This window comes from Corynebacterium sanguinis, assembly GCF_007641235.1.
Classification (GTDB): Bacteria; Actinomycetota; Actinomycetes; order Mycobacteriales; family Mycobacteriaceae; genus Corynebacterium; species Corynebacterium sanguinis.
This window is the reverse complement of sequence record NZ_CP038157.1, coordinates 1,790,936-1,814,175: the sequence shown is the minus strand read 5'-3', so window position 1 is coordinate 1,814,175 and position 23,240 is coordinate 1,790,936. Positions and strand designations below refer to the sequence as shown.

General features: G+C 65.9%; 21 protein-coding genes, 7 tRNA genes and 1 pseudogene. 8 read left to right on the top strand and 21 right to left on the bottom strand.

What is annotated here, in order from left to right; translation table 11 throughout:
• Window positions 1-73 precede the first annotated feature (73 nt).
• Window positions 74-391 (top strand): hypothetical protein, encoded by a 318-nt coding sequence (locus tag E3227_RS08775; protein WP_144318196.1) that lies wholly within the window; start codon window positions 74-76, stop codon window positions 389-391.
• A gap of 79 nt (window positions 392-470) precedes the next feature.
• Here the strand turns inward: E3227_RS08775 and E3227_RS08770 are convergent, their stop codons facing one another.
• The 20 genes and pseudogenes from E3227_RS08770 to E3227_RS08680 all read right to left on the bottom strand — a co-directional run bounded on the left by E3227_RS08770 (window position 471) and on the right by E3227_RS08680 (window position 21,570).
• Entirely contained in the window at window positions 471-2,747 is a 2,277-nt protein-coding gene (locus E3227_RS08770; protein ID WP_136651176.1) for a RelA/SpoT family protein, read from the bottom strand.
• Window positions 2,748-2,787: 40 nt separating this feature from the next.
• The gene (locus E3227_RS08765; RefSeq protein WP_181729395.1) at window positions 2,788-3,393 is read right to left on the bottom strand and encodes an adenine phosphoribosyltransferase; all 606 of its coding nucleotides are present in this window, start codon (window positions 3,391-3,393) and stop codon (window positions 2,788-2,790) included.
• Entirely contained in the window at window positions 3,371-5,023 is a 1,653-nt protein-coding gene (locus E3227_RS08760) for an ABC transporter substrate-binding protein (protein ID WP_246062671.1), read from the bottom strand. Before E3227_RS08760 ends, E3227_RS08765 begins: the two co-directional genes overlap by 23 nt.
• A 30-nt stretch (window positions 5,024-5,053) precedes the next feature.
• Window positions 5,054-6,238 carry a protein translocase subunit SecF gene (secF, locus tag E3227_RS08755; protein WP_136651175.1) on the bottom strand — a complete coding sequence of 395 codons (1,185 nt, stop codon included), beginning with the start codon at window positions 6,236-6,238 and terminating at the stop codon, window positions 5,054-5,056.
• Window positions 6,239-6,241: 3 nt separating this feature from the next.
• Entirely contained in the window at window positions 6,242-8,041 is a 1,800-nt protein-coding gene (gene secD, locus E3227_RS08750; protein WP_170228661.1) for a protein translocase subunit SecD, read from the bottom strand.
• Between the two features lie 190 nt (window positions 8,042-8,231).
• Window positions 8,232-8,537: a preprotein translocase subunit YajC gene (gene yajC / locus E3227_RS08745; RefSeq protein ID WP_246062670.1), complete on the bottom strand. Its 306-nt coding sequence runs from the start codon at window positions 8,535-8,537 to the stop codon at window positions 8,232-8,234.
• A 44-nt stretch (window positions 8,538-8,581) separates the two neighbouring features.
• Complete coding sequence (ruvB, locus tag E3227_RS08740) at window positions 8,582-9,658, bottom strand: Holliday junction branch migration DNA helicase RuvB (RefSeq protein ID WP_136651173.1); 1,077 nt, start codon at window positions 9,656-9,658, stop codon at window positions 8,582-8,584.
• Window positions 9,659-9,679: 21 nt separating this feature from the next.
• The gene (gene ruvA / locus E3227_RS08735; protein WP_136651172.1) at window positions 9,680-10,300 is read right to left on the bottom strand and encodes a Holliday junction branch migration protein RuvA; all 621 of its coding nucleotides are present in this window, start codon (window positions 10,298-10,300) and stop codon (window positions 9,680-9,682) included.
• Between the two features lie 36 nt (window positions 10,301-10,336).
• Window positions 10,337-10,834 carry a crossover junction endodeoxyribonuclease RuvC gene (gene ruvC, locus E3227_RS08730; RefSeq protein WP_136651171.1) on the bottom strand — a complete coding sequence of 166 codons (498 nt, stop codon included), beginning with the start codon at window positions 10,832-10,834 and terminating at the stop codon, window positions 10,337-10,339.
• 541 nt (window positions 10,835-11,375) lie between these two features.
• A complete protein-coding gene (locus E3227_RS08725) occupies window positions 11,376-12,128 on the bottom strand; it encodes a YebC/PmpR family DNA-binding transcriptional regulator (protein ID WP_006840192.1) in 753 nt (250 codons plus the stop codon).
• 109 nt (window positions 12,129-12,237) lie between these two features.
• Window positions 12,238-13,110, bottom strand: a complete 873-nt coding sequence (locus tag E3227_RS08720) for an acyl-CoA thioesterase (RefSeq protein ID WP_136651170.1) — start codon at window positions 13,108-13,110, stop codon at window positions 12,238-12,240.
• 44 nt (window positions 13,111-13,154) lie between these two features.
• Entirely contained in the window at window positions 13,155-13,616 is a 462-nt protein-coding gene (locus tag E3227_RS08715; protein WP_136651261.1) for a hypothetical protein, read from the bottom strand.
• Between the two features lie 8 nt (window positions 13,617-13,624).
• Entirely contained in the window at window positions 13,625-14,731 is a 1,107-nt protein-coding gene (locus E3227_RS08710; RefSeq protein ID WP_136651169.1) for a glycosyltransferase family 4 protein, read from the bottom strand.
• A 9-nt stretch (window positions 14,732-14,740) separates the two neighbouring features.
• Window positions 14,741-15,667: a phosphatidylinositol mannoside acyltransferase gene (locus E3227_RS08705; RefSeq protein WP_006840187.1), complete on the bottom strand. Its 927-nt coding sequence runs from the start codon at window positions 15,665-15,667 to the stop codon at window positions 14,741-14,743.
• Complete coding sequence (gene pgsA / locus E3227_RS08700) at window positions 15,668-16,306, bottom strand: phosphatidylinositol phosphate synthase (RefSeq protein ID WP_136651260.1); 639 nt, start codon at window positions 16,304-16,306, stop codon at window positions 15,668-15,670.
• A complete protein-coding gene (locus tag E3227_RS11735) occupies window positions 16,299-16,865 on the bottom strand; it encodes an ATP adenylyltransferase (protein WP_281281346.1) in 567 nt (188 codons plus the stop codon). Before E3227_RS11735 ends, pgsA begins: the two co-directional genes overlap by 8 nt.
• Before the next feature lie 39 nt (window positions 16,866-16,904).
• Window positions 16,905-18,953 (bottom strand): annotated as a pseudogene (thrS, locus tag E3227_RS08695) (threonine--tRNA ligase); the annotation flags it as partial.
• 98 nt (window positions 18,954-19,051) lie between these two features.
• Entirely contained in the window at window positions 19,052-20,281 is a 1,230-nt protein-coding gene (locus E3227_RS08690; protein WP_136651168.1) for a Dyp-type peroxidase, read from the bottom strand.
• A 9-nt stretch (window positions 20,282-20,290) separates the two neighbouring features.
• A complete protein-coding gene (locus E3227_RS08685; protein WP_136651167.1) occupies window positions 20,291-20,914 on the bottom strand; it encodes a copper chaperone PCu(A)C in 624 nt (207 codons plus the stop codon).
• Window positions 20,915-20,940: 26 nt separating this feature from the next.
• Entirely contained in the window at window positions 20,941-21,570 is a 630-nt protein-coding gene (locus E3227_RS08680) for a copper resistance CopC family protein (RefSeq protein WP_136651166.1), read from the bottom strand.
• Window positions 21,571-21,792: 222 nt separating this feature from the next.
• Between E3227_RS08680 and E3227_RS08675 the strand changes: the two genes are divergently transcribed.
• Window positions 21,793-22,296, top strand: a complete 504-nt coding sequence (locus E3227_RS08675; protein WP_136651165.1) for a hypothetical protein — start codon at window positions 21,793-21,795, stop codon at window positions 22,294-22,296.
• A gap of 54 nt (window positions 22,297-22,350) precedes the next feature.
• On the opposite strand, the gene E3227_RS08670 is transcribed toward E3227_RS08675, so the two are convergent.
• A tRNA-Val gene (locus E3227_RS08670) sits at window positions 22,351-22,422 on the bottom strand.
• Window positions 22,423-22,663: 241 nt separating this feature from the next.
• On the opposite strand from E3227_RS08670, the gene E3227_RS08665 reads away from it, so the two are divergent.
• From E3227_RS08665 to E3227_RS08640, 6 genes are all read left to right on the top strand, one after another.
• Window positions 22,664-22,736: transfer RNA gene (locus E3227_RS08665), tRNA-Gly, on the top strand.
• A 30-nt stretch (window positions 22,737-22,766) separates the two neighbouring features.
• A tRNA-Val gene (locus E3227_RS08660) sits at window positions 22,767-22,841 on the top strand.
• 19 nt (window positions 22,842-22,860) lie between these two features.
• Window positions 22,861-22,936, top strand: a tRNA-Gly gene (locus tag E3227_RS08655).
• 33 nt (window positions 22,937-22,969) lie between these two features.
• Window positions 22,970-23,040: transfer RNA gene (locus tag E3227_RS08650), tRNA-Cys, on the top strand.
• A 24-nt stretch (window positions 23,041-23,064) separates the two neighbouring features.
• A tRNA-Val gene (locus E3227_RS08645) sits at window positions 23,065-23,139 on the top strand.
• A gap of 20 nt (window positions 23,140-23,159) precedes the next feature.
• Window positions 23,160-23,235, top strand: a tRNA-Gly gene (locus E3227_RS08640).
• Window positions 23,236-23,240: the final 5 nt, after the last annotated feature.

The window sequence follows — 23,240 nt, the reverse complement described above, 5'->3', positions numbered from 1 at the left end:
GCCTTGCGCACCCTCTATTACTGCGACTATGTTCAAATCCTGTACATGTCATGTCTGGTAGATAGGAAAAACCATGAAGCTTCGTAACAGCCTTTTCGCAGTCGCTACCGCAACCGCGCTCGTCTCCGGCGGCGTTGCCGCACCGGCTCACGCTGAGGAACGTGGTACCACCCCGCCCGCAACGGAAACCGGCTCTTCCATCGTCGAGCTCTTCCAGGGCTCTTCCAATAGCGAATCCGAGGAGGAGGACACCGACAGTGGCTCCTCCGACTCCGACCTCACCAAGGCCAAGAACTGGATCGGCGTGGTCACCGCCATCATCGGCCTGCTCGGCACCGTCATCACCTTCGCCTCCAAGAACCTCGGTCTGACCCTTCCGAAGCTCGGCTAAATCCCCGCTTCCACCGCCCGCTCCCCTCGCACCGTGGGGCCGGGCGGTTTTTGCATCTCTCCCCCCCTGTGCGGCGGTGCTAGGCCGTGACGCGGTAGATGTCGAACACGCCCTCGATGTTGCGCACGTGCTTCATGATCGAGCCGAGCTGCTTGGTGTCCGAGACGGCCATGGTAAAGCGCACGGTGGCGACGTTGTCGCTACCCAGCTGCGAGGTCAGCATCATGATGGGAAGCTTCTGCTCCGAGAGCACCCCCGTGATCTCGGCGAGCAGACCCTGCCGATCCAGAGCCTCGACCTGCAGCGTCGCCTGAGACGCCGCGCCCGGGGCGGAGGATGCGGCCCACGAGACGTCGATAAGCCGCTCCGGCTCTTCCTGCAACTTGGCCGCGTTCGTGCAGTCCGCGCGGTGCACGGACACGCCCGCGCCGCGGGTGACAAAGCCGAAAATCTGATCACCCGGCACCGGCTGGCAGCACTTCGCCAACTTGGCCAGCATGTCCGGGCTGCCCTCGACGAGCACGCCCGCGCCGTTGGCCACCGCCTTGGAGCGCACCAGCTCCGACATCGGGGTGCGCGCGGCCAGTGTGTCCACGGCGTCTTCCTCGTCGCCGAACACGTCGGTGAGCATGCGCGTAACGTGCTGGGCGGACACCGTGCCCGCGCCGATCGCGGTATAGAGGGCATCCACGTCCTGGTAGTGCAACCTTTGGGAAATCTGTCGCATCGTGTCGGCGGTGAACAGCCGGTGCATGGGAAGCCCGCCGCGCTGCACCTCTGCAGCCAGGGCGTCACGGCCGGCCTCCAGGTGCTCCTCGCGGCGCTCCTTGGCAAACCACTGCCTGATCTTCGTCCTCGCCCGCGGCGAGACCACGAACTCCTGCCAGTCGCGCGACGGCCCGGCGTTTTCGTCCTTGGAGGTGAAAATTTCCACCCTGTCGCCGGACACGAGCTCCGATTCAAGCGCGACAAGCTTGCCGTTAACCTTCGCACCGATGCAGCGGTGCCCCACCTCCGTGTGCACCGCGTAGGCGAAGTCCACCGGCGTCGATCCGGCGGGCAGGTTAACCACGTCGCCCTTGGGGGTGAACGCGAAGATCTGCTGGGCGGTGAGGTCGTAGCGCAATGAGTCGAGAAACTCGTTTGGGTCAGCGGCTTCCTTCTGCCAGTCCAGCAGCTGGCGCATCCACGCCATCTGGTCCACCTCGGCCTGGTCGCCCTTATGCGAGCCCTTCGTCTCCTTGTAGCGCCAGTGCGCCGCCACGCCGAACTCGGCGTTGTAGTGCATTTCGTGGGTGCGCACCTGCACCTCCAGCGGGCGGCCGCTGTCCGTCATCACCGTGGTGTGCAGCGACTGGTACACCCCGAAGCGCGGGTTGGAGATGTAGTCCTTGAACCGGCCCGGCATCACGGAGTACAGCGAGTGCACCACGCCGATCGCCGCGTAGCAGTCGTGGACGTTGTCCACCAGCACGCGGATGCCCACCAGGTCGAAGATCTCGTCGAACTCGTGCCCGCGCACCACCATCTTCTGGTAAATCGACCAGTAGTGCTTCGGCCGGCCCATCACCTCGGCACTGATGCTGCTCGCCTTGAGCTCCGCCTCGAGCTGCGCCTTGATCTCGCCCAGCGCCCGGTCGCGCGAGGGAGCGCGATCGGCGACGAGCCTGACAATCTCCTCGTACTTCTTCGGGTACAAAATCGCGAACGCGAGGTCCTCGAGCTCCCACTTCACCGTGGCCATGCCCAGGCGGTGCGCCAGCGGCGCGATGACGTCGAGGGTTTCCTTGGCCTTCTTCGCCTGCTTCTCCGGCGGCAAAAAGCGCATCGTGCGCATGTTGTGCAGCCGGTCTGCAACCTTGATCACCAACACGCGCGGGTCCTCGGCCATGGCGACGATCATCTTGCGGATCGTTTCGGCCTCCGCGGCCGCTCCGAGGGCAACCTTGTCCAGCTTGGTCACACCGTCGACAAGCTTGGCCACCTCGGGGCCGAAGTCGGCGGAGAGATCGGCCAGCGAGTACTCCGTGTCCTCCACCGTGTCGTGCAGCAGCGCGGCGACCAGGGTGGTGGTGTCCATGCCGATTTCGCCACAGATCGTCGCCACCGCCAGAGGGTGCGTGATGTAGGGGTCACCGGACTTGCGCGTGACCCCCTCGTGCAAGCGCTCGGCCACATCGTAGGCGCGGTTGAGCACCTCGGCGCTGGCCTTCGGGTGGTAGCGGCGGTGGATGGACATCAGCGGGTCAAGCACCGGGTTAACCCGGGCCCGGCCGCCGGTCAAGGAGCGCGCCAGACGCGCCGAGACGCTGCGCACGCTCGAGCCCGAACGCTTCTGCGTTTTCTCCGTCGCCATCACGGGCCCCTCTCTTGCGGTCTACCGCCTGATGGAATCTCTAGTTGTTGTGCTCGAGCACAACCAGGGGGGCGTCGCCAAGCCTGTCGCGCCCGCCTAAGCCGTCAACTTCAAGCACTACTGCGTATCCTACGACGCTACCACCGGCGCGTTCGATCAGCTCAGTCGCCGCGACCAGCGTGCCGCCGGTGGCGAGGACGTCGTCGACAAGCACCACTTTCATGCCCGCGAAGTCAATCCCCTCAGCCGGGACCTCCAGTGCCGCGGAGCTGTACTCCGTGGTGTACTCCTCGGTGATCACCGGCGGCGGCAACTTGCCCTTCTTGCGGATGGCCAGGATGCCGATGCCGAGCTCGTAGGCCACGGCCGAACCGATGAGGAAGCCGCGCGCGTCGAGCCCGCCGATCATGTCCGCGCCGAACTCGCGGCTGGCCTGCGCGAGCTCCCGGATGACGACGTTGAGCGCGGCGCCGTCGGCAAGCACGGGAGTCAAATCCTCGAACAGTACTCCGGGCTCGGGAAAGTCCGGCACCTTGCGGATGCGGTGCGCGAGCGCCTCGCGCGCGCTGCTGTACGGGGTTATCGTGGAGTCAGTGTGCACGGTTGGTCCTCGCTTCGTCTGCTTAGGTGGCCTGCGGGGCCGCATCGCCGACGGATGCCGGGCGCAGCTGCCACCGATCCATGTTCCAACCGATACCGGTTGGGCCTGTGTACACAATAACGTTAGACAGCTTCCGGTCCACGGCAAACGAACGCGGCTGCGCCGCCAGGGGCAGGCTGGGCAGCTCATCCCACAGCTCGCTCTCGCGCTCGCGCATCGCCTCGACATCTGTCGAGCGCGTGCTGGGAATCGTGTATTCGGTCTGCGGGTTGACGGGCCGCAGCATCGCATCAATGGTGCCCTCGACCACGACGTCTTCTCCCCACTCGCCGACATCGACGCGGCCAAGGTCGCGCAGGGTCGCGCCCGCGCCTGTCGACGCCGTGACATCGATCACGCTAATGCCGGCCGGTTCGCAGGTGGCGCGGATGGAGTCGACCATCGCCGCCATGCGTGGCGACGCGTGCGTGTACCCGACGCGCAGCTCCAACCCGCCCGCCGCGCTCGCAGCTGCGATGTCCACGCCGGCGTGGGGGGCGGCGATGTCGTCGAAACGCGGCGCCAGCGGGTCATTGTTTGGAACGACGTGGGTGAGCACCGCCGGGACCTCCACGCCAGCCGCCCCGCTCGAGGCGGCGGCCACCGCGTTCGGGTCGGCGCACTTGGCCAATGCCTGCCGGTTGGCAGGAAACGACCAAGGCCCAGCCGTTTCGAACGTCAGCGACTCGGTGAGAGTGCCCACCAGGGACGTCACATCGAGCTCGTTGCCCTCGGCATTGACGTCCAGCCACTCTGGGTTCGGCTCAGCCAGGTCAGCCACGCGCAGGTTGCCCGTGCCGTTGAGCTGCGCCGAGGCGGCCGTGCCCGGCCAGACCACGATCTCGTCCGTCAACGGGGCGTCACCGTAGTAGCGCTCGTTGGCCACCAGGGAGACCTGCCCCGCCTCGCCGACGCTGTCAACGGTGTAGGGCCCGAAGGAGACGTGCATCGCCGGATCAAAATTGGCCAGATCGAAGCCGCTTCGCCACACCTCGGCAACGGGGCGCAGCGTGGCGGCGTCCCCCGCGTCCAGCTGGGCACTAAACCCCGCCACGTCGGTGCCGAGCTTCGCCGCCACCGCGTGCGCGGGCACGACCGTGCCGGGGCCGAACAGCTCTCGCCACTGCGCACCGTGGCCGGGCGCGAACACCACGTCGAAGGTTTTTGCTCCGGGTTCGCAGTCGAGGCGCTCTACCTCCTCGAACAGTGGCATGTGGGAGCCGAACAGGGCGGGGTTTTTCCCCGCGGTAAACGCAAGCAGGTAGTCGGTGCAGGTCACCGGCTCCCCGTCGGAGAACACCGCTTCATCCGAAAGTGTGTATTCCACGATGCGCTGCGCACCGGGCAACGCCTGGGTGCGTACTAGGTCGGTGTTGGGTATCATCTGCCCGCTCGGGCCCACGACAAACACACCCGGGTAGAGGCGGGCGGAGAGCATTTGCGCGAACTCGGATGCCCCGACATCGGTGCCGGCGTTAGTTGTCGACAGGTTCACGGGCACCTGGTAGGAGAACTCAGACGTTGTCGATTCGTCGCTCGCTCCCGGTGCACCGCTGGAGCACGACGCGACAAGGCCGGCGCCGAGCACGGCGGATGCACACAGGCTCAGCGCCCGTGAGAAAGTGGGGCGATCCACGAACAAAAATCCTTCCCTATTTTAAAGGCTCTAGCGTGCATTGGGGCGCCAGGTAGAGCTAGTCGCAGGGGCGTGCGGCTCGGTAGGTTGCGGCGCGACGACGGTGCGCTTGCGCGTCGCCGCCTCTTCACGGGGTGCCTCCGGCTGCAGACCCTCGGCATCGGCGTCGCCGTTGCGGAACGCCTCGACCGCCGCGGCATGCTCCTTGTGCTTGTCCTGCCGGTTGACCAGAGAGACCAGAATCGGGGTGGCGAGGAACAGCGAGGAAAAGATACCCTCGATAACGCCAATCAGCTGGATCAACGCGAGGTCGCGCAGAGTACCGATGCCCATCATCCACACCGCGACCACCATGAGCGAAATAATCGGAAGTGCCGAGATCACCGAGGTCGAAATCGAGCGCATCACCGTCTGATTCACTGCCAGGTTTGCCTCTTCCGCGTACGTGGATCGGCGCGAATCGAGCACCCCGGCGGTATTCTCTCGGACCTTGTCAAAGACGATGACGGTGTCGTAGATGGAGAAGGTCAGCACGGTGAGCAGGCCGATGATCATCGCGGGGGTGATCTCGAGGCCGAACAGAGCGTAGGTGCCCAGGATGAGCACGCCGTCGACAAGCAGGGCCGCCATCGCCGCGACCGCCATCTCGCGCTTGAGCCGCAGCGCGACGTACGCCGCGGCGGCGAGCAGGAACACACCCATCGCCAGCAGCATCCGGTTGGTAATGGTCGATCCCCACGACTCGGAGACTGTGGAGTCGCCGATCGCATCGGGGCTGGCGTTGCCCTCGGCGTCGAGAGGCTGGTGCTGCTCGAAAATCGCCTGGCGGGCCTGGTCGATCTGCTGCTGCGTCAAGTGTTCGGAGTTGATCTCCAGGGTGCGCGCGTCGCCCGCGCCGACGATCTGCGTTAGCTCCGGGGTCACCCCGGTGGCGTCGATGAATGTGGTTTCGACCTCCTCGGCGACGAGGTCGCCGGCGGGCATCGACAGCTTAGTGCCGCCCTCGAAGTCGATGCCGAGATTGAACCCGCGCACAAGCATCGCCGCGAGCGCGACAACGACGAGCGCGAGCGTGATGCCGTACCACAGTTTCGAGCGGCCGATGAAGTCGATTGCGCCCTCGCCCGTGTACAGCCTGTCGTAGCGGCTGCGCGTGACACCTGCGGCCGCGGAGTTTTCCGCCGGGGACTGGAACGTGAGTTTCGAGCTACCCATGACTTACTTCTCCTCGGTTTCAGTGCTAGGTGCGGTGCCCGTGGCGCCGGCAGCGGTGCGCTCCCGCTCCACGAGGCTGTAAATCTTGCCCATGCCGTTGACCGCCGGACGCGACCAGAAGCGCGAGCGCGACGCCAGGATCATCAGCGGTGCCGTGACCAGGAAGGTCACCAGCAGGTCCACCACCGTTGTCAGGCCCATGGTAAAGGCGAAGCCCTTCACGTCGCCGACGGCGAGGAAGTAGATCACCACGGCGCCGATCAGGGTGACGATGTTGCCTGTCACGATCGTCTCCTTCGCGCGGTCCCAGCCCGTCGCCGTCGCCGAGCGGAAGGTGCGGCCCTTGCGCAGCTCGTCCTTGACGCGCTCGTAGATGACCACGAAGGAGTCGGCGGTGGTGCCGATACCGATGATCAGACCGGCCACGCCCGACAGGTCAAGCGAGTAACCGATCCAGCGTCCGAGCAGTACCAGCAGGCCGTAGACCACGGCACCCGCGAGCACGAGGGTGGCCAGGGAGATCAGGCCGAAGAGGCGGTAGTAAGCGAAGACGAACACGGCCACGAGAAGCAGGCCGACGATTCCGGCAATCAGGCCCGCCTTCAGCGAGGCCGCGCCTAACGACGGCGGCACCGTCGTCGCCGTACCACCCGGCTCACCGTCTTCGCCCACGAACGACAGCGGCAACGCGCCGTAGCGCAGGTTGTTCGCCAGCGATGTCGCCTCCTCCTGGGTGAACGACCCGGTGATCGAGGTCGCGGAACCCACCGGCGTCGCGCCCTGGATAACGGGGGCGGAAATGACCTGCGAGTCCAGGGTGATAGCGACCTGCTGGCCGATCATGTCCGAGGTCAGCTGCGCCCACGCCTGGGAACCGTTGGGGTTGCCGTCCTGGCTGAACGCGAAGCTGATCTCCATCTGGCTCGTCTGCGGGTTGAATCCGCCGGTGATCGGGCGGGAGGTATCAATCTCGTTGCCCGTTAACCGCGGCCCGTTCGGGTCACCCTGCCCCAGCAGGGGTGCCTCACCCAAAAGCAGCGGTTGCATGCTCGTGGCATCGCAGGCCACCAGCGGCTGCGCGAGATCGTCGGAGCCTGTCAACGGGTCGGTTTGCTGCGTGGTGCACACCGTGCTCATCAAAGCGAGGGAAGCGAACTGCTGCGTCGGGTCCGCAGACTGGCGGGTGCTGCGCAGCATCTCGGCCGTTTCTGTGCGACGCTCGGCGGACTCGATCGGGCCGGACGGATCTTCGAGCGGCTCCGAGGTCACCTCGAGCGAGCCCTCCTCGGTGCCGAGCTGCGTGGCGACGGAGTCCAGGGTGGTCTGGGCATCCTCCTTCGGCACAATCCCGTAGGCGACCCAGTCGTCGGCGGTCTGCACCAGCACATCACTGACCGCGGCCAGGTCCGGCACCGGGTTCTGGATCACGGGGCGAAACGCCAATTGCGAGGTTTGTCCGAGGTTGCGCACCGCCGAGGTGTCATCCCCGGCGGCGGTGATCACCAGCGTGTTGCCGTCGACGACCACGCTGGCGCCGCTGACACCCATGCCGTTGACGCGCTGCTCGATGATGTTGCGGGCATCGGCAAGCTGCTCCGGCGTGGGGTCCTCGCCCTGGGGCACGAGAGTCACGCGCGTGCCACCCTGCAGGTCAATGCCGAGCTTCGGTGTCGCCGACCTGTCGCCGGTGAAGAAAACAAGCGCGTAGATCGCGACGATGATCAGCAGAAATAGGGCGAGTGCCTGTGCGGGCCACGTCCTTTTCGCTCGCACGTCCGCGGAACGCCGGTTGTGTGAGGACACGTGTCGTATCTCCTCTGCTTCGGATAATGTCGTTGGCTTTCCGCACCAGCACCGGAGGCGAAAGCGCGTGGCCGGAAAGCGCCCACCGCATCATGCTACGTTATCGTTCCCCGTACAAAAGGCCCGCCCCCGCATGTCGCGGGAGCGGGTCTTTGGGCTCGGAGTGTTGCGGCACGTGGCTTACGCCTGTCTACTGCTCGTCGGTCAGCTGTTGGGGGTGGTCGTCGGCAAGCGGGGCGGCGGGCTCGACGCGTCGCATCACGCCCGCGCGCTCCATCGTGACCACAGTGCCGGGAGCGAGCTCGACCTCGAGGGTGTCCTCACCGGTGGAGACAACCGTGCCGTGGAAACCGGAGACGTTGACCACCCGGTCGCCGGGGACGATCGACGCCTGGAGTTGCTCGACCTGCGCCTGACGCTTACGCTGGCCGCGCATCATCAGAAACGTCGGCAGCATGAACAACGCGAGGACCAGCAGAAGAAAGATAAGTTCCATGGGCCCCATTGTGTCATAACCCCATCCGGGGGCTGTGGCGGGCTCTAGAGCAAGTTGAGCTGCCCCGGCGCCTCCGGCGGCGGGGTCAGTCCCACGTGGTGCCAGGCCGCGGCGGTGGCGACGCGGCCGCGGCCGGTGCGCGACATCAAGCCGGCGCGCACCAGGTAGGGCTCACAGACTTCCTCCACCGTGCCGGGCTCCTCCCCCACGGCAATCGCCAGCGTGCTCACGCCAACCGGTCCGCCGCCGTGTCCGCGAATGAGGGAGTTGAGCACCGCGCGGTCGAGCCTGTCCAGGCCGAGCTCGTCGACGTCGAACACCTCCAGCGCGGCGCGGGCCGCGGCGACGTCGACACGCCCGTCGCCGTGCACGTCCGCCCAGTCGCGCACGCGGCGCAGCAGGCGGTTGGCGATACGCGGGGTGCCGCGCGAGCGCGAGGCGATCTCGACGGCTGCGTCGGCGGTGATGTCCACGTCGAGGATCGTCGCGGCGCGGGTGATCACGCTGGTGAGATCGTCAACGTCGTAGAACTCCATCTGGGCTGTAAAACCGAAGCGGTCGCGCAAAGGCCCGGTCAGCATGCCGGCGCGGGTGGTGGCGCCAACCAGGGTAAACGGTGGGATCTCCAGCGGAATCGACGTCGCGCCCGGGCCCTTGCCCACAATGACGTCGATGCGGAAATCCTCCATCGCCATGTAGAGCATCTCTTCCGCCGGCCGCGCGATGCGGTGGATCTCGTCGATGAAGAGCACGTCGCCCTCCATGAGGTTCGACAGCATCGCGGCGAGGTCACCCGCGCGCTCCAGCGCCGGGCCCGAAGTCATGCGTAGCGACGTCCCCAGCTCCTGCGCGATGATCATCGCCATCGTCGTCTTACCCAGCCCGGGCGGGCCGGAAAGCAGGATGTGATCCGGCGTCAGCGAGCGCCGTCGCGCCCCGGTGAGCACGAGGTTAAGCTGCTCGCGCACCTTGGGCTGGCCGATGAACTCGCCCAGGGATTTCGGGCGCAGCGACTTTTCCACGTCGCGGTCGTCGGCAAGCTCAGTGGCGTTGACGACGGAGCTCGGCGGCCGGCCCACCGCATCCGGCAGGGCGAACTCGGTCTTCTCCACGTCTGACATGATTCGTAGCCTACTTCCCCGCTACTTCGATCCCAGTTGCGTCAGCGCCGCGCGAAGCAGTTCGGAGGAGGAGTCCCCCGGGCGTTCCTGGATGAGCGTGTCGACGACCCCGCGCGCGACCTTGTCCGCAAACCCGAGACCGATCAGCGCCTCGACAACCTGCTCGGCGGCGAGCGAGGTCCCCGCCGTCACGGGCGCGCTCGGTGCCGCTCCCGGCTCGGAGGTGGCGTAGAGACCGTCAATCTTGTCCTTGAGCTCGAGCGCCATGCGCTCGGCCATCTTCTTACCTACGCCCGGGATCGTTTGGATCCGCTTGATCGCCGCGGCGTCACCGGCGCTAATCAGCCCGGCAAGCTCTGCAGGTTCGAACACCGACAGGCAGGCCAGCGCCAGCTTCGGGCCGAGACCGCTGACAGTTTGCAGCCGGTGGAACATCGTGCGCGCACCGTCGTCGGCGAAGCCGTAAAGCGTCACCCCGTCGTCCTTGACCACCATGGAGGTCAGAACCCGGGTGGTCTCGCCGCGGGTCAGTCGCGCCAGCGTCGGCGGCCCGGCAAGGAAGCGGTAGCCGACGCCGGCGCACTCGATGACCGCGTGGTCCAAGCCAATGGAGAGCACCTCTCCGTGTAGCGAATCGATCATGGCGAAACCGTCCTGTCGTGTGAAATGTGTCGGGGTTTATGGGCTGGTGGCGGCGAGGCCGCGGGCGATCAGCGGGGCGCGCCAGCAGTGGCACACGGCGATCGCCAAGGCGTCGGCGGCATCGGCGGGCTTCGGGGGCTCAGCCAAACCCAGGATGCGGGTGATCATGGTGGTCATCTGTTTCTTGTCCGCCCTACCGTTGCCCGAAATCGCCTTTTTCACCTCGGACGGCGTGTACATGTGCACCGGCAGGCCGCGCTCGGCGGCGGCGAGGATGAGTACGCCGACAGCGTGGGCGGTGTGCATGACGGTAGAAACGTTGCCGCGCTCGAAAATGCGCTCCATGGCGATAACATCGGGCTGGTAGTCATCCAACCACTCGCGCACCGCAGCGGACAGGCGTACAAGCCGCTGCGGCAACTCGGAGGCCGCGGGCGTGCGCACGACACCGACCGCGATGGGGATCACCTGGCGACCGCGGCCGGCCTGGACAACCGATAGCCCACAGCGGGTCAGGCCCGGGTCAATGCCCATCACACGCAGACCCTCGAGGTTTACACCATTAGTCACACACTTGTTCTACCACACGTGTCAGGGTCGCGGGGATTCAGGCAGCCTTTCACCGGGTAGCTATTCGCGTTTGGCGGTGTGGACGTTGCGGTAAGACCGCGTGGCCGCAAGTCATGCGTTTTGTTGACCCGTGGTCAGCACCAGCGGGTTTGGCTTGACCGTGACATCTGGGGCGGTGAAATGTCACAGTCAACCGGCGGCGGGAACGAAAACCCCAGGTCACTACTGGACCTTCTTGCTTGTCCGTGACATCTCGGGCGGTGAAATGTCACAGTCAACCAGCACACCGCACCAAAACCCCAGGTGGCCAACACCCAGATCAACTTGACCGTGACATCTCAGCCAGTGAAATGTCACCCTCAACCAGTGGCGGGAACGATAACCCCAGGTGACCACCACCCAGATCAGCCTGACCGTGACATCTCAGCCAGCGAAGTGTCACGGTCAGCCAGCACACCAAACCAAAACCCCAAGTCACCTCCGCACGGTGACGTGCAGGGCCGCTCTAGTCCTCCAACTGCGCAGCGACCTCGTCGCTGAGGCTCATGTTGGTGTAGACGTTCTGCACGTCGTCGGAGTCCTCGAGGGCGTCGATGAGCCGGAGCATCTTCTTCGCCGAATCGAGATCCAGCTCCACCTCGACGGAGGCGCGGAAGTCCTGCTCCGCGTCGTCGACCTCGATGCCCTCGGATTCCAGCGCGGAGCGCACGGCGCGCAGGTCGGTCGGTGCACAGATGACCTCGAAGACGTCGTCTAGGTCGCGGACCTCCTCGGCACCGGCGTCGAGCACTGCCATGAGCAGGTCGTCCTCGGTGTGCTCGCCGCGCGGCACGGTGACCACGCCGGTGCGAGTGAACATGTAGCCCACCGAACCGGTTTCTCCGAGGTTGCCGCCGTTTTTGGTCATCGCGGTACGCACCTCGGTGGCGGCGCGGTTGCGGTTGTCGGTGAGGCACTCGATCATCACGGCGACGCCGTTCGGGCCGTAGCCCTCGTACATCACGGCCTCCCAGTTGGAGCCGCCGGCTTCCTCGCCGGAGCCGCGCTTGCGAGCGCGCTCGATGTTGTCCTTGGGCACCGAGGCCTTGGTCGCCTTTCGGATCATGTCGTCCAAGGTCGGATTCGCCGACGGGTCTCCGCCGCCGGTGCGGGCCGCCACTTCGATGTCTTTGATCATCTTCGCCCACTGCTTCGAACGCTTGGCGTCGTTGGCGGCTTTCTTATGCTTGGTGGTCGCCCACTTTGAGTGGCCTGCCATGACCAGCTCCCCTTTCCGCGTTTGCCTCGCCCCGTGGATAAAGCAGCCGGGGCCTAAAGAACTCGCTTCAGTATACGCACGGCGCTTGTTCGCACCCGTGCCCGGGTTTTTAGGAATCGTCCTCGCCAGGCAGGGACTGTCCGCCGTTGCGCAGCGTTCGGGTCAGGCCTTCCTGCATGGTCACGGCGACGAGGTTTCCGTCGAGGTCGAAGATTTGGCCCTGGGTCAGGGCGCGACCCGCGTGGGCGGACGGGGAGTTTTGATCGTAGAGCAGCCACTCGTCGGCGCGGAAGGGGCGGAGGAACCACATGGCGTGGTCGAGGGAGGCCATCTGGACCTTGTGCCCGGTGTGCGGCACCATCGAGGAAAACAGCAGCGTCATGTCTGACATGTAAGCCAGGGTGCAGATGTGGAAGGTGTCGTCGTCAGGCAGGGGTCTCTTGGAGCGGAACCAGATGACTTGCTGGCTTGAGGCGCGTCCGTCGTGCGCGTAACTGTTGGAAGGCACGACTCGGAAGTCCCAGTCGGACCACTCGGTAATCAGCCCCCGGAGGCTTTCCGGCAACTCTTCGGTGTTGGAGTCGAGCTCATCCGGCCGGGGCACCTCGCGCATGGCGTCGCGGTGCTCGGGACCCTCGTCGCCGATGCGGTGGAAGCTGGCCTGCATGGAGAAGATGACTTCGCCGTTTTGCATCGCCTCGATCTTGCGGGTGGCGAAGCTGCGGCCCTCGCGCACCCGGGAGACCAAGTAGACGGTTTCGGCGTCGGCTTTGCCGGCGCGCAGGAAGTACCCGTGCAGGGAGTGGACGCGCTTGTCTTCGCCGACGGTGTGCGTGGCGGCCACCAGCGCCTGGCCGGCGACGTGCCCGCCGAATGTACGAACGAACACTTTCGAGTCCATCGCGCGGCCCCGGAAGATGTCTTTATCGATTCGTTCGAGGTCCAATATCGCCTGAATGCCCTCGTAACTAGGTTCGTTCATAGTCAGACAGATTACATCACTACGAAACCAACGCTACGTTACTGTTATGCTACCGCGCGCGTGGCACTGAGGTGCGCATACTCCGGCAGCGTGGCGCTGCCGCCGAGACGCAAAACGCGCACAGGAACCCGCAACCTAACCGCGCGCGTATCGCTGACCGCCTCGTTGTAAAACCGCAGAGCGAGCGCGACGCGGGTGTCTGCCTCGGCGAGGTCGCGCCCGTTGGCGTGCGCCGGGCCCTGCTTGTCGACGTCGCCACGCAGCGCATCCTCCACCTCGCAGCGCGTGGCCACGTCCCGCGGCGTCAGGCGCACCCTTTCTGCGGCGCGGGCTCGCTCGGCGACCTCGGGAATCGTCGCCGCGATCACCGCGCAGCGCCTATCCAGCGCGGCCTGCAGCGCGTCGCGGCTGCGGTCGACGCGGATGTGCAACCGGTCGAGTCGTTGCGCCGTGAGGTAGGCCCAGAAAAGGACCACAACGACAACCGCCGCCATCACGGCCAACATCACGGATGTCACCGGCTCACCCGCACCTTCTCGCCGGGCGTCGACGCAACCGTGTCGTAGACCGCCATGATGCGCGCGGCGACGCTGCCCCAGTCGTAGTCTGCGGCGCGCAAAGTGCCGGCGTCGATGAGCGCGTCGCGGGTGAAGGGGGCGTCGATAAGCGAGCGCAGCGTGCGCGCCAGCGCTGCGGAGTCGCCGACGGGAAACAACGCCCCGGCGGGTCGCCCGGTGTCTGCGGCGCACACTGCCGCGAACGCCTCGATGTCGCTGGCGACGACCGCGCACCCGGCGGCCATTGCCTCGACCAACACGATGCCGAAGGATTCTCCGCCCGTGTTCGGTGCGACGTAGATGTCCGCGCGGCCCAAAATCCGCGCCTTCTCGGCGTCGCTGACGCGGCCGAGGAAGTCGACACCGGCCGCCTGGCGCGGCGCGCCCCCGCCCACCACGGTCACCCGCGCGGGCCTGTCCAGCTCAGCGATCGCGCGCTGGAATATGTCGAGGCCCTTGCGCGGCTCGTCCAGCCTGCCCAGAAACACGATCTCGGGAACGTCGTCTGGCGCGCCCGTTGCCTGCTCCCGCGCCCGGCGAAACAGCGAGGTGTCCACCCCGTTGGGGATGAGCACGGGGTCCGTGCCGATCTGCTCCACCTGCCAGCGCCGGGCCATCTCGCTAACGGCGATGCCACCGCGGATCTTCTCCAGCCGCGAGCGCAGCACGGGCAAGGCCACACGCAGCGGCCACGACGACGTCGCCGAGGCGTGGTATGTGGCAACGATCGGGCCCTCGGCGACGCGCAGCGCCGCCATGGAGTAGCTCGGCGAGTTCGGTTCGTGGATGTGCAGCACGTCGAAGTCGCCCTCGGCGATGAACCTGCGCGCCACGCGGCGCACCTGCGGGCCGATCGCGAGTCGCGCCACCGATCCGTTGTAGCGGATGGGGACCGACCCGCCGCCGCGGGTGACGTAGTCGGGCACGTCCGCGGCGCGTGTTGCCGGCCCGAGCACGCGCACGTCGTGGCCGTCGCCGCGCAGCACGCCGGCGAGGTCAAGGATGTGGGCCTGAACGCCGCCCGGTTCGTCGAAAGAATAGGGGCACACCATGCCGATCCTCATCGCCGCCCCCTAGCGCGCGCGCCGCCGGCGCGGCTTTTTCGGCCGGTCGGCGGGCCACATCGGCTGCAGCATGTGCCAGTCCTGGGGGTGCGCCGCGATATTGGCCGCGAAGCAGTCGGCCAGGCGTTGGGTGGTCTCCTCGACCGTGGTGACCTCAACCGGGGCGCCGGATTTTAGCCCCCACGCGGGCGCGCTGTCGGTGCCCTCGAACCAGGCGTGGACAGGCAGCAGCGCAGCGCCTGTGTCGATCGCCAGCTTCGCGGGCCCGGCCGGAAAGGTCGTCGTCTCCCCGAAAAAGTCCACTTCCACCCCGCGCGAGGTCAGGTCGCGCTCGCCGAGCAGGCACACGATGCCGTTTCCGCCGAGCACCTCCCTCAGCCGCGGGTACGGAGGCGCCTCGCCGCCGGTGTGCGGCAGCACCTCGAAGCCGAGCCCGCGTCGAAACTCCACGAAAGCATCGAACAGGGACTCCGGCTTGAGCCGTTCGGCAACCGTGGTGAACTGCCCGTAATTGTGCACCAGCCACATGCCGGCCATGTCCCAGTTGCCCGAGTGCGGCAGCGCCAGGATCGCTCCCCTGCCCGCCTCGAGGGCCTCATCAAGATACTCGCGCCCGCGCACGGCGTTGCTTATCGACGCCACCACCTGCGCATCCCCCGCCATCACCGGCAGGCGGAATGCCTCTTTCCAGTACCGCGCGTAGCTGCGCATGGAGTCGCGCACGAGCTGCTGGTCGACGTTTTCGACCCCGACGACGCGGATCAAGTTGCGCCGCAGCATCTCCATGCCGCGGCCGTTGTCGCTCGCGGCATCGGCGCCGGCGTTGAACAGGCGTGTCGCGAGAGCGGCGGGAAGCGCGCCCACGACTTTCCACCCGGCGATGTAGGCGCCTGCGGTCAGCGCGTCGCCAAGCGAGTGCGGTTGGGGCGCGGCCACCTACGCCACCCCCGTGGGAGGGGCGATGCGGTCGTGGGCACGCTCGTCGCGCGCGGCCAGCAAGAAGCGCTGCACGACCGTGATCAGGGAGCCCGCGAGCAGCAACCACATCGCCGCGGCCAGGGAGTGGCCAACGCCGACTCCCTCCAGCGCCAGGCCGATGAAGGCAACGATGAGGCGCTCGGGGCGCTCGATCAGCCCACCGTTGATGGTCAGCCCCCCGGCCTCGCCGCGGGCCTTGATATAGCTGATGACCTGCGAGAGCACCAAGACGGCGAGCGTGACCGCCACCGTGATCGGCGAAGCGCCGTCGACGTAGACGAACCAGACGGCGATCGCGCCGAACAGTGCGCCGTCGGTAATGCGATCGCAGCTCGCGTCGAGGGTTGCGCCGAACGCCGTTCCGCCGCCGCTGAGCCGCGCCATCGTCCCGTCGACCATGTCGAAAGCGGCGAAAAACGCCGAGAGCACGGCGGCGAGGACGAGGAAGTCCATGGGGATGAGCACCACGGAGACCAAGATGGTCGCAGCCGTGCCCACGAGCGTGGTGACGTTCGGCGTCATCCCGGCCTTGAGCAGGCCGCGCGCGACCGGGTTGACGATGACTGCCGCGGATTCGCGGCCGTGGACGCTAAGCATCGCCGCCCCCATCTGCGCCACTGCCGACTGGGCCATTGCCATCTGGGTCGTCAGCGTCGTCCGGCCAAGCCTGCGCAAGCAGGGCGCGCGTGTCCTTGAGCAGCTGGGGCAGGACCTTCGTCTCGCCGATCACTGTCATGAAGTTCGCATCCCCCGCCCAGCGCGGCACGACGTGAAGGTGCACGTGGTCCCCAACGGACCCACCGGAGGCCTTGCCCAGGTTCAGCCCCACGTTTATCGCCTCCGGGCGAGAGACTGCCTTGAGCGCGCGGACCGCCTTTTGGGCGAACTCCATCAATTCGGCGGACTCGCGCGCGGTGAGCTCTTCTAACTCGGCGACTTTGCGGTAGGGCACCACCATCAGATGGCCCGAGTTGTACGGGTAGAGGTTCAGCAGCGCGTAGACGGTCTCGCCGCGCGCGACGATGAGCCCGTCTTCGTCACTAAGCTGCGGCGCCTCGAGGAACGGGTCCTTGGACCGCCCACCCGAGGGCTGCGACGTGATGTACGTCGACCGGTAGGGTGCCCACAACCGCTCAAGGTGATCCGGGGTGCCCACGCCGGTGTCGACGTAGTCGCTGCCGGTTTTTCCGCGCCGCGCTGCAACGGTTTCCTCGCTCGGCTGCTCGTTGATCCGCTCGCTCACCCACGCGTCGATGATGTCCACCGCCTCGGCGACGGGCACCCCGTTTACCTGCGTGCCGTCGAGGAAGCGGAAGCTCACCGCGTCCGCCTCGACGTCGCGCGCACCCGCGAGCAGCATGAACGGCACCTTCGAAGTGGTGTGGTTGCGGATCTTCTTCTGCATCCTGTCATCCGAGTGGTCGACCTCGGCGCGGATCCCGCGCTCGCGCAGCTTCTGGGTCACCGAGTCGAGGTGGCCGGCGAAGTCGTCGGCGACGGGGATGCCGACGACCTGGTGCGGTGCGAGCCAGGCTGGGAACGCACCGGCGTAGTGCTCGAGCAGCACGCCGAAGAAGCGCTCGATCGAGCCGAACAGGGCGCGGTGGATCATCACCGGTCGCTTCTTTGTGCCATCAGGTGCGGTGTAGGTCAGGTCGAAACGCTCCGGCAGGTTGAAGTCGAGCTGGACCGTGGACATCTGCCACGTGCGCCCGATCGCGTCTCGTGCCTGCACGGAAATCTTCGGGCCGTAGAACGCCGCGCCCGCCGGGTCCGGCACGAGCTCCAAGCCGGATTTCTCCGCCACCGACTGCAGGATGTCGGTCGAGCGTTGCCAAATCTCGTCGTCGCCGATGTACTTCTGCGGGTCCTTGGTGGAAAGCTCCAGGTAGAAGTCGTTCAGGCCGTAGTCCTTGAGCAGCGAGATGATGAACTCTAACACGCTGGTCAGCTCGGCCTCGAGCTGGTCTTCTGTGCAGTAGATGTGGGCGTCGTCCTGCGTGAAGCCGCGGGCTCGGGTCAGGCCGTGGATCACACCCGACTTCTCGTAGCGGTACACGGTGCCGAACTCGAACAGGCGCAGCGGCAGTTCGCGGTAGGAGCGCCCGCGGGAGTCGAAGATGAGGTTGTGCATCGGGCAGTTCATCGGCTTGACGTAGTAGTCCTGCGGCTGCTTGACCACGTTGCGGTCATCGTCGATCTCGCCGTCGAGCTTCATCGGCGGGAACATGCCGTCCGCGTACCAGTCCAGGTGGCCGGACTTGGAAAACAGCGATCCCTTGGTCACGTGCGGGGTGTTGACGAAGGAGTAACCGGCCTCGATGTGGCGCCGGCGCGAGTGGTCCTCCATCGCGAGCCGGATGATGCCGCCGTCCGGGTGGAAGACCGGCAGGCCGGAGCCGAGCTCGTCGGGGAAGGAAAACAGGTCCATCTCGTTGCCCAAGCGGCGGTGGTCGCGCTTCTCGGCTTCGCGCAGCATGTGCAGGTGCTCGTCGAGGCGTTCCTTCGACTCCCAGGCGGTGCCGTAGATGCGCTGCAGACCGGCGTTGTTTTGGTCGCCGCGCCAGTAGGCCGCCGAGGAGCGCGTCAGCGCGAACGCCGGGATGTACTTGGTGGTGGGCACGTGCGGGCCGCGGCACAGGTCGTGCCACTCAACCTCGCCGGTGCGCGGGTTGACGTTGTCGTAGTGCGTCAGGTCCCCCGCGCCGACCTCGGTGGCCTCGTCGGAATCCGGGTCGACGTTGCCCTTGTCCTGAATCAACTCCAGTTTGTAGGGCTCATCTTTGAGGTCCTCGGCAGCCTCCTCGACAGACTGGTAGACGCCGCGGACGAACTTCTGTCCCTGTTTGATGATTTTCTTCATCCGCTTTTCCAGCGTGACCAGGTCGTCCGGGGTAAAGGGCTCGGCGACGTCGAAGTCGTAGTAGAAGCCGTCGTCGATCGCGGGGCCGATGCCCAGCTTCGTGCCGGGGAACTCTGCCTGCACGGCCTGCGCGAGCACGTGCGCCGCGGAGTGGCGAATCACGGAACGCCCCAGCTCGGTGTTGGCTGCCACCGGCATGAAGGTCGCATCCGCGTCGGGGATGTGCGAGAGGTCTTTGAGCTCGCCGTTGGCGTCCTGGACGCACACGACGGCATCGTCGCCCTTGTTCGGGTAGTTCAACTCCCGCATCGCCGCGCCGACGGCTGTTCCCGCCGGGACGTTGAAGGGCTCGAGCTCAACAGCCGTGGATTCGCTGGACATTGTCAGGTGCGCTCCTTTTGCGCTCACGGGGGTGCGACATACCTGGCCGCACCCACCTTTTCTCAAACTGTCTTCAGACCTCCAAGATCCTACCTGGGTCAGGCGCCAAGAACCGACTGGCCCCAGTACTCGTCGCCCGCTCCGCTTTGCGACGTCCCCGGCGGCACCCAGTACACGGCGGAGCCGATGTGGGTGATCCACGTGTTGAGCCGGTCAACCTCGTCGAGTCGGGATTGCACAGGCGTGAACTGCACGTCCGGGTCCTTCTGGAAGCAGATGAACACCAGCCCAGCGTTGCTCAGCTCCGCGCTGCCCGGCTCGGGCGGAAGGTTGTAGTTGTAGGGGCGGCGCCTGAAGCGCTGCTCGGGATGCTCTGCCGGCGGCATCGCGCGGGCCATGTGCGAGTTCCTGTCAATCACGGGCAACCCGAATTGATCCGTCGCCTCCAAGTCCGGGGCGGAAAATTCACCGCCGCCGGTCAGGGGGGAGCCGTCGGCAAGCGTGCGCCCCAACGCCTCCTCGCGCGAGGCCCGGTCGAGCAGCTCCCACTCGTCGAGGTGCATGGCGATGCGCCGCACGATCAGCGACGTGCTGCCGGCGAAGCCCTCCGGGCCCTCGATCCAGACCTGCTCGTCGTACTCCTGCGCGCTGTGTGGGTTGACGGTGCCATCTACCTGGCCGAACAGGTTGCGCGGTGTTTGGCCCTTCGGGATCGCCCCGTAGGCATTCATGAAGCCTTGCTGCACCCACGCGGTGGTGGCGTAGTCCATGCCGGCGCGGGTCATGTGCCGCATCGCCCACGCGCACATCACCGGATCATCCGAGCAGATCTGCAGCACCAGATCCGTCTGGCCCCACTTCGGGTCGAGCTGGTCGCGCGTAAAGGCGGGCAGGTCGCGCAGCCACGCCGGTTTGCTCGACGGCGCCGCGATGTCGAAGATTTTCTCGCCGAAACCGCAGGTGATGGTGAGGTTGGCGGGCCACTCGTTCATCTCCGGCTCGAGGCTGCCCAGCGGCGTTTCGCCGGCGCACAGGGCGCGAGCGTCCGCAGTCCACAGCCGCATCAACCGCGCGACACCGCGGACGTCGACTCCCTCGCGCAGATTGAACCCGACCAAGTTGAGCGAGGCCTGCGTCGGCGTCTCGATTCCCGCCTGGTGGGCGCCGTCGAACTCCACCACCGCCTCTTTCAGGGGCTGCGACGTGTCCTGCGAGTTGCTGGGCAGCTCGCTTGTCGACGCCCCACACGCGGCCACGGACCCCGCGGTCACGGCGGTCGCCGTGGCGGCGGCGGATCTGGAAAGGAAAACGCGACGAGATAGCGACATTGGTTTTACCTAGTGGCTGTGGTCGCCATGGGATTCGTGACCCTCGTCCATGGTGTGGCCCTCGTCCATGGTGTGGCCGACCATCTCACCGTCTTCGCCGTAGTTCTCCTCGCCCGGGATCAGGGTGCGCACCTCAACCCCGCGGACCTCGATGTCGCCGGTGCTGGTCTCAAGCGTCAGGTCGACGCTGTCTCCGGCGGCGATCTCGTCGGTGTAGTCGAGCACCATCAGGTGGTAGCCGCCGGGGGCGAGCTCCACGGACTCCCCTGCCGGGATGGTCAGACCGTTGTCGACCGGGCTCATCGTGCCGTTTTCGGTCTTGTGCACCTCGTAGCGGGCGTCGCCAAGCGAGGAGCTAAAGCCGGTGACGGTGATGTCCTCGTCGGTGGTGTTGCGCAGGGTGCCGAAGATCGCGGTCATGGTGTTGGCGTCACCGGCTTCCTTGGCGCGGATCACACCGTTGTCAAACACGAGCGCGGCGTCCTCGGCCGCCGCCGTCGCGCTGGTCGCACTGGTGGCAGTGGCCACTGCGGCGGTCTCGGGCTGCGCCGGCTGCTCGCTCGGGCTACATCCTGCCAGCAGCAAGCTGGCGGAGGCGAACGCAGCGGTGGCGGTGAGTGCGCGGTTGTACATGGTGTGGTGCTCCTTAGAGATCTGTGTTAGTTGGTGGTGTCCTGCGCGGGGGTTTCCGGCGCAGGCTGCGGTGCGCGGCTGCGGGTGATCGCGACCGCGATGATGGCGAGCACTGCGAGGATTCCCAGTCCCACCCACAGCAGCGTCATGTTGTTGGAGGCCGGCTCGGCGGTCTCCTGGGTTGCGGTGTCGGCGGGCTCCCCTGCCTGGGCGGCGGGCGCGGTGCTTGTCGCAGCCCCGGCCGCTGGCGCGTAGGTGAAGGTCGTCATTCCCTTCGTGGCGTGGCCGTCGGAGGAAATGATCTGGTAACCAATCTGGTACTGCTCCGGCTCGGCGGCGAAATCTGCGGGCAGGTCGACAGACACAGCACGACCGTCAATGGTCGGCTCGCCGGTGAACACGACCTCCCCGGTGTCAGTGCGGGAGAGCGCGAACGTGTTGAACCCGTCCTGCACCGCAGCGGAGAAGTCCAGCGTGAGAGTGTCCGGGAACTCGCTGACGACCTCGCCGTTTGCGGGAGAGCCGCCAACAACGGCGTCGTGGGCGATTGCCGGCGGGGTAAGCCCGGTGGGCATCACGGGTGCCGCAGCGATGGTCAGTGCGGCGCCGGCGGCGAGGATGCCACGGCGCAGTGAGCGCTCGCTCCACGTCGTCATTGAGGGAAACTCCTTCGTATCGGTTGAGCGGGATCAGGTAAATAGTCGGTTAACTATCCAGGATAGTTCCGTGCGTGACCAGCCCCACAATTTCCGACACGGCGTTCAACAGTGGGTGAATGCAAGAGCCTGTTGCTGACGCAGGAATTTCGGGATAAACCAGTACCCACTTGTGAGCGTTCTGTCAGCTAGTTGTGGGCGGCAATACCCTAGTTTGCGTACATGCCGATTACTCCCTCGGGCCTTCCCGCTCATCCCCGAGTGATTCACCTCGCGGCCGTTGCCGCCCCCATCGCTGCCATCTTCTGTCTCGTCTGGGTGATCCGCCCGAGACCTCTCACCCATTCGTGGTGCTTTGCCGGCCTGGCCACCTCCGCCGTCGCCGCCGCATCGATGCTCCTCGAGCGATCCACCGGCGAGTCACTTTTGCCCGCCATGGGCCTGCCGGAGGAAAACCCCGGTATCGTCGCCCGGCACACCGAGCTTGCCGACATTGCCACCGTCGCCACGTTCGGCCTTTTTGGACTTGCTGCCGTGCTCTACCCTGTGACCTCGACACGCCTCGTGCCCGCATCCCCTTCATGGGCGCTGCCCACCACCCGAATCCTGCTCGGAATCGCGGCGGTGCCCTCCGTAATCAGCACCATCGCCGTCGGCCACGCCGGCGCAATATCGGAATCAGGCCCTTCAACCCCTAACCGCCTAGAATTAAACCAGTCCAACTAACGGGGGCTAGTTCACACTTTCATGGCTCCGGGGTTATCTTCTAAAAAAACTACGTGGTCCTAGCTGGGATCGAACCAGCGACCTTTCCGGTGTGAACGGAACGCTCTTCCACTGAGCCATAGGACCGAATCTGCAAAAGTACTTTACACTGCGCCCTATCCGTGCCCTAATCAGCAGGTGAGGCGCGATTTTGCCCGCCCACAGCAACGCAGAGCAAGACAACACGGGTGTAATTTGGCGCGCTTTGGGCGTCGCTAAGCACGCGCGGGACAAATCAGGCCCTGACATGCGCGATTTGTGAAACGCAAATGCAAGCGGTTAATGTTCTAAGTCGCACAACACGGCCACCACGGCTCGTGGGACGCATGCGGATGTAGCGCAGTTGGTAGCGCATCACCTTGCCAAGGTGAGGGTCGCGAGTTCGAGTCTCGTCATCCGCTCTCGGCTGGAAACGGCCGAATACTTGCAAAGCGCGTTTAGCTCAGCGGGAGAGCGCTTCCCTGACACGGAAGAGGTCACTGGTTCAATCCCAGTATCGCGCACCAGGGTCTTTGATGGCCCTTTGCGGATGTAGCGCAGTTGGTAGCGCATCACCTTGCCAAGGTGAGGGTCGCGAGTTCGAGTCTCGTCATCCGCTCCAAGTACATAAAGCGTACTTTGGAGGTAACTCCACGGTGGATTGGTCGAGTGGTTAGGCAACGGTCTGCAAAACCGTGTACACGGGTTCGATTCCCGTATCCACCTCCGAGCCGCTTCAATGGCTTACACGCGCGATTAGCTCAGCGGGAGAGCGCTTCCCTGACACGGAAGAGGTCACTGGTTCAATCCCAGTATCGCGCACCAGGGTTTTTTAAAGCCCTTTTGCGGATGTAGCGCAGTTGGTAGCGCATCACCTTGCCAAGGTGAGGGTCGCGAGTTCGAGTCTCGTCATCCGCTCCACTGCA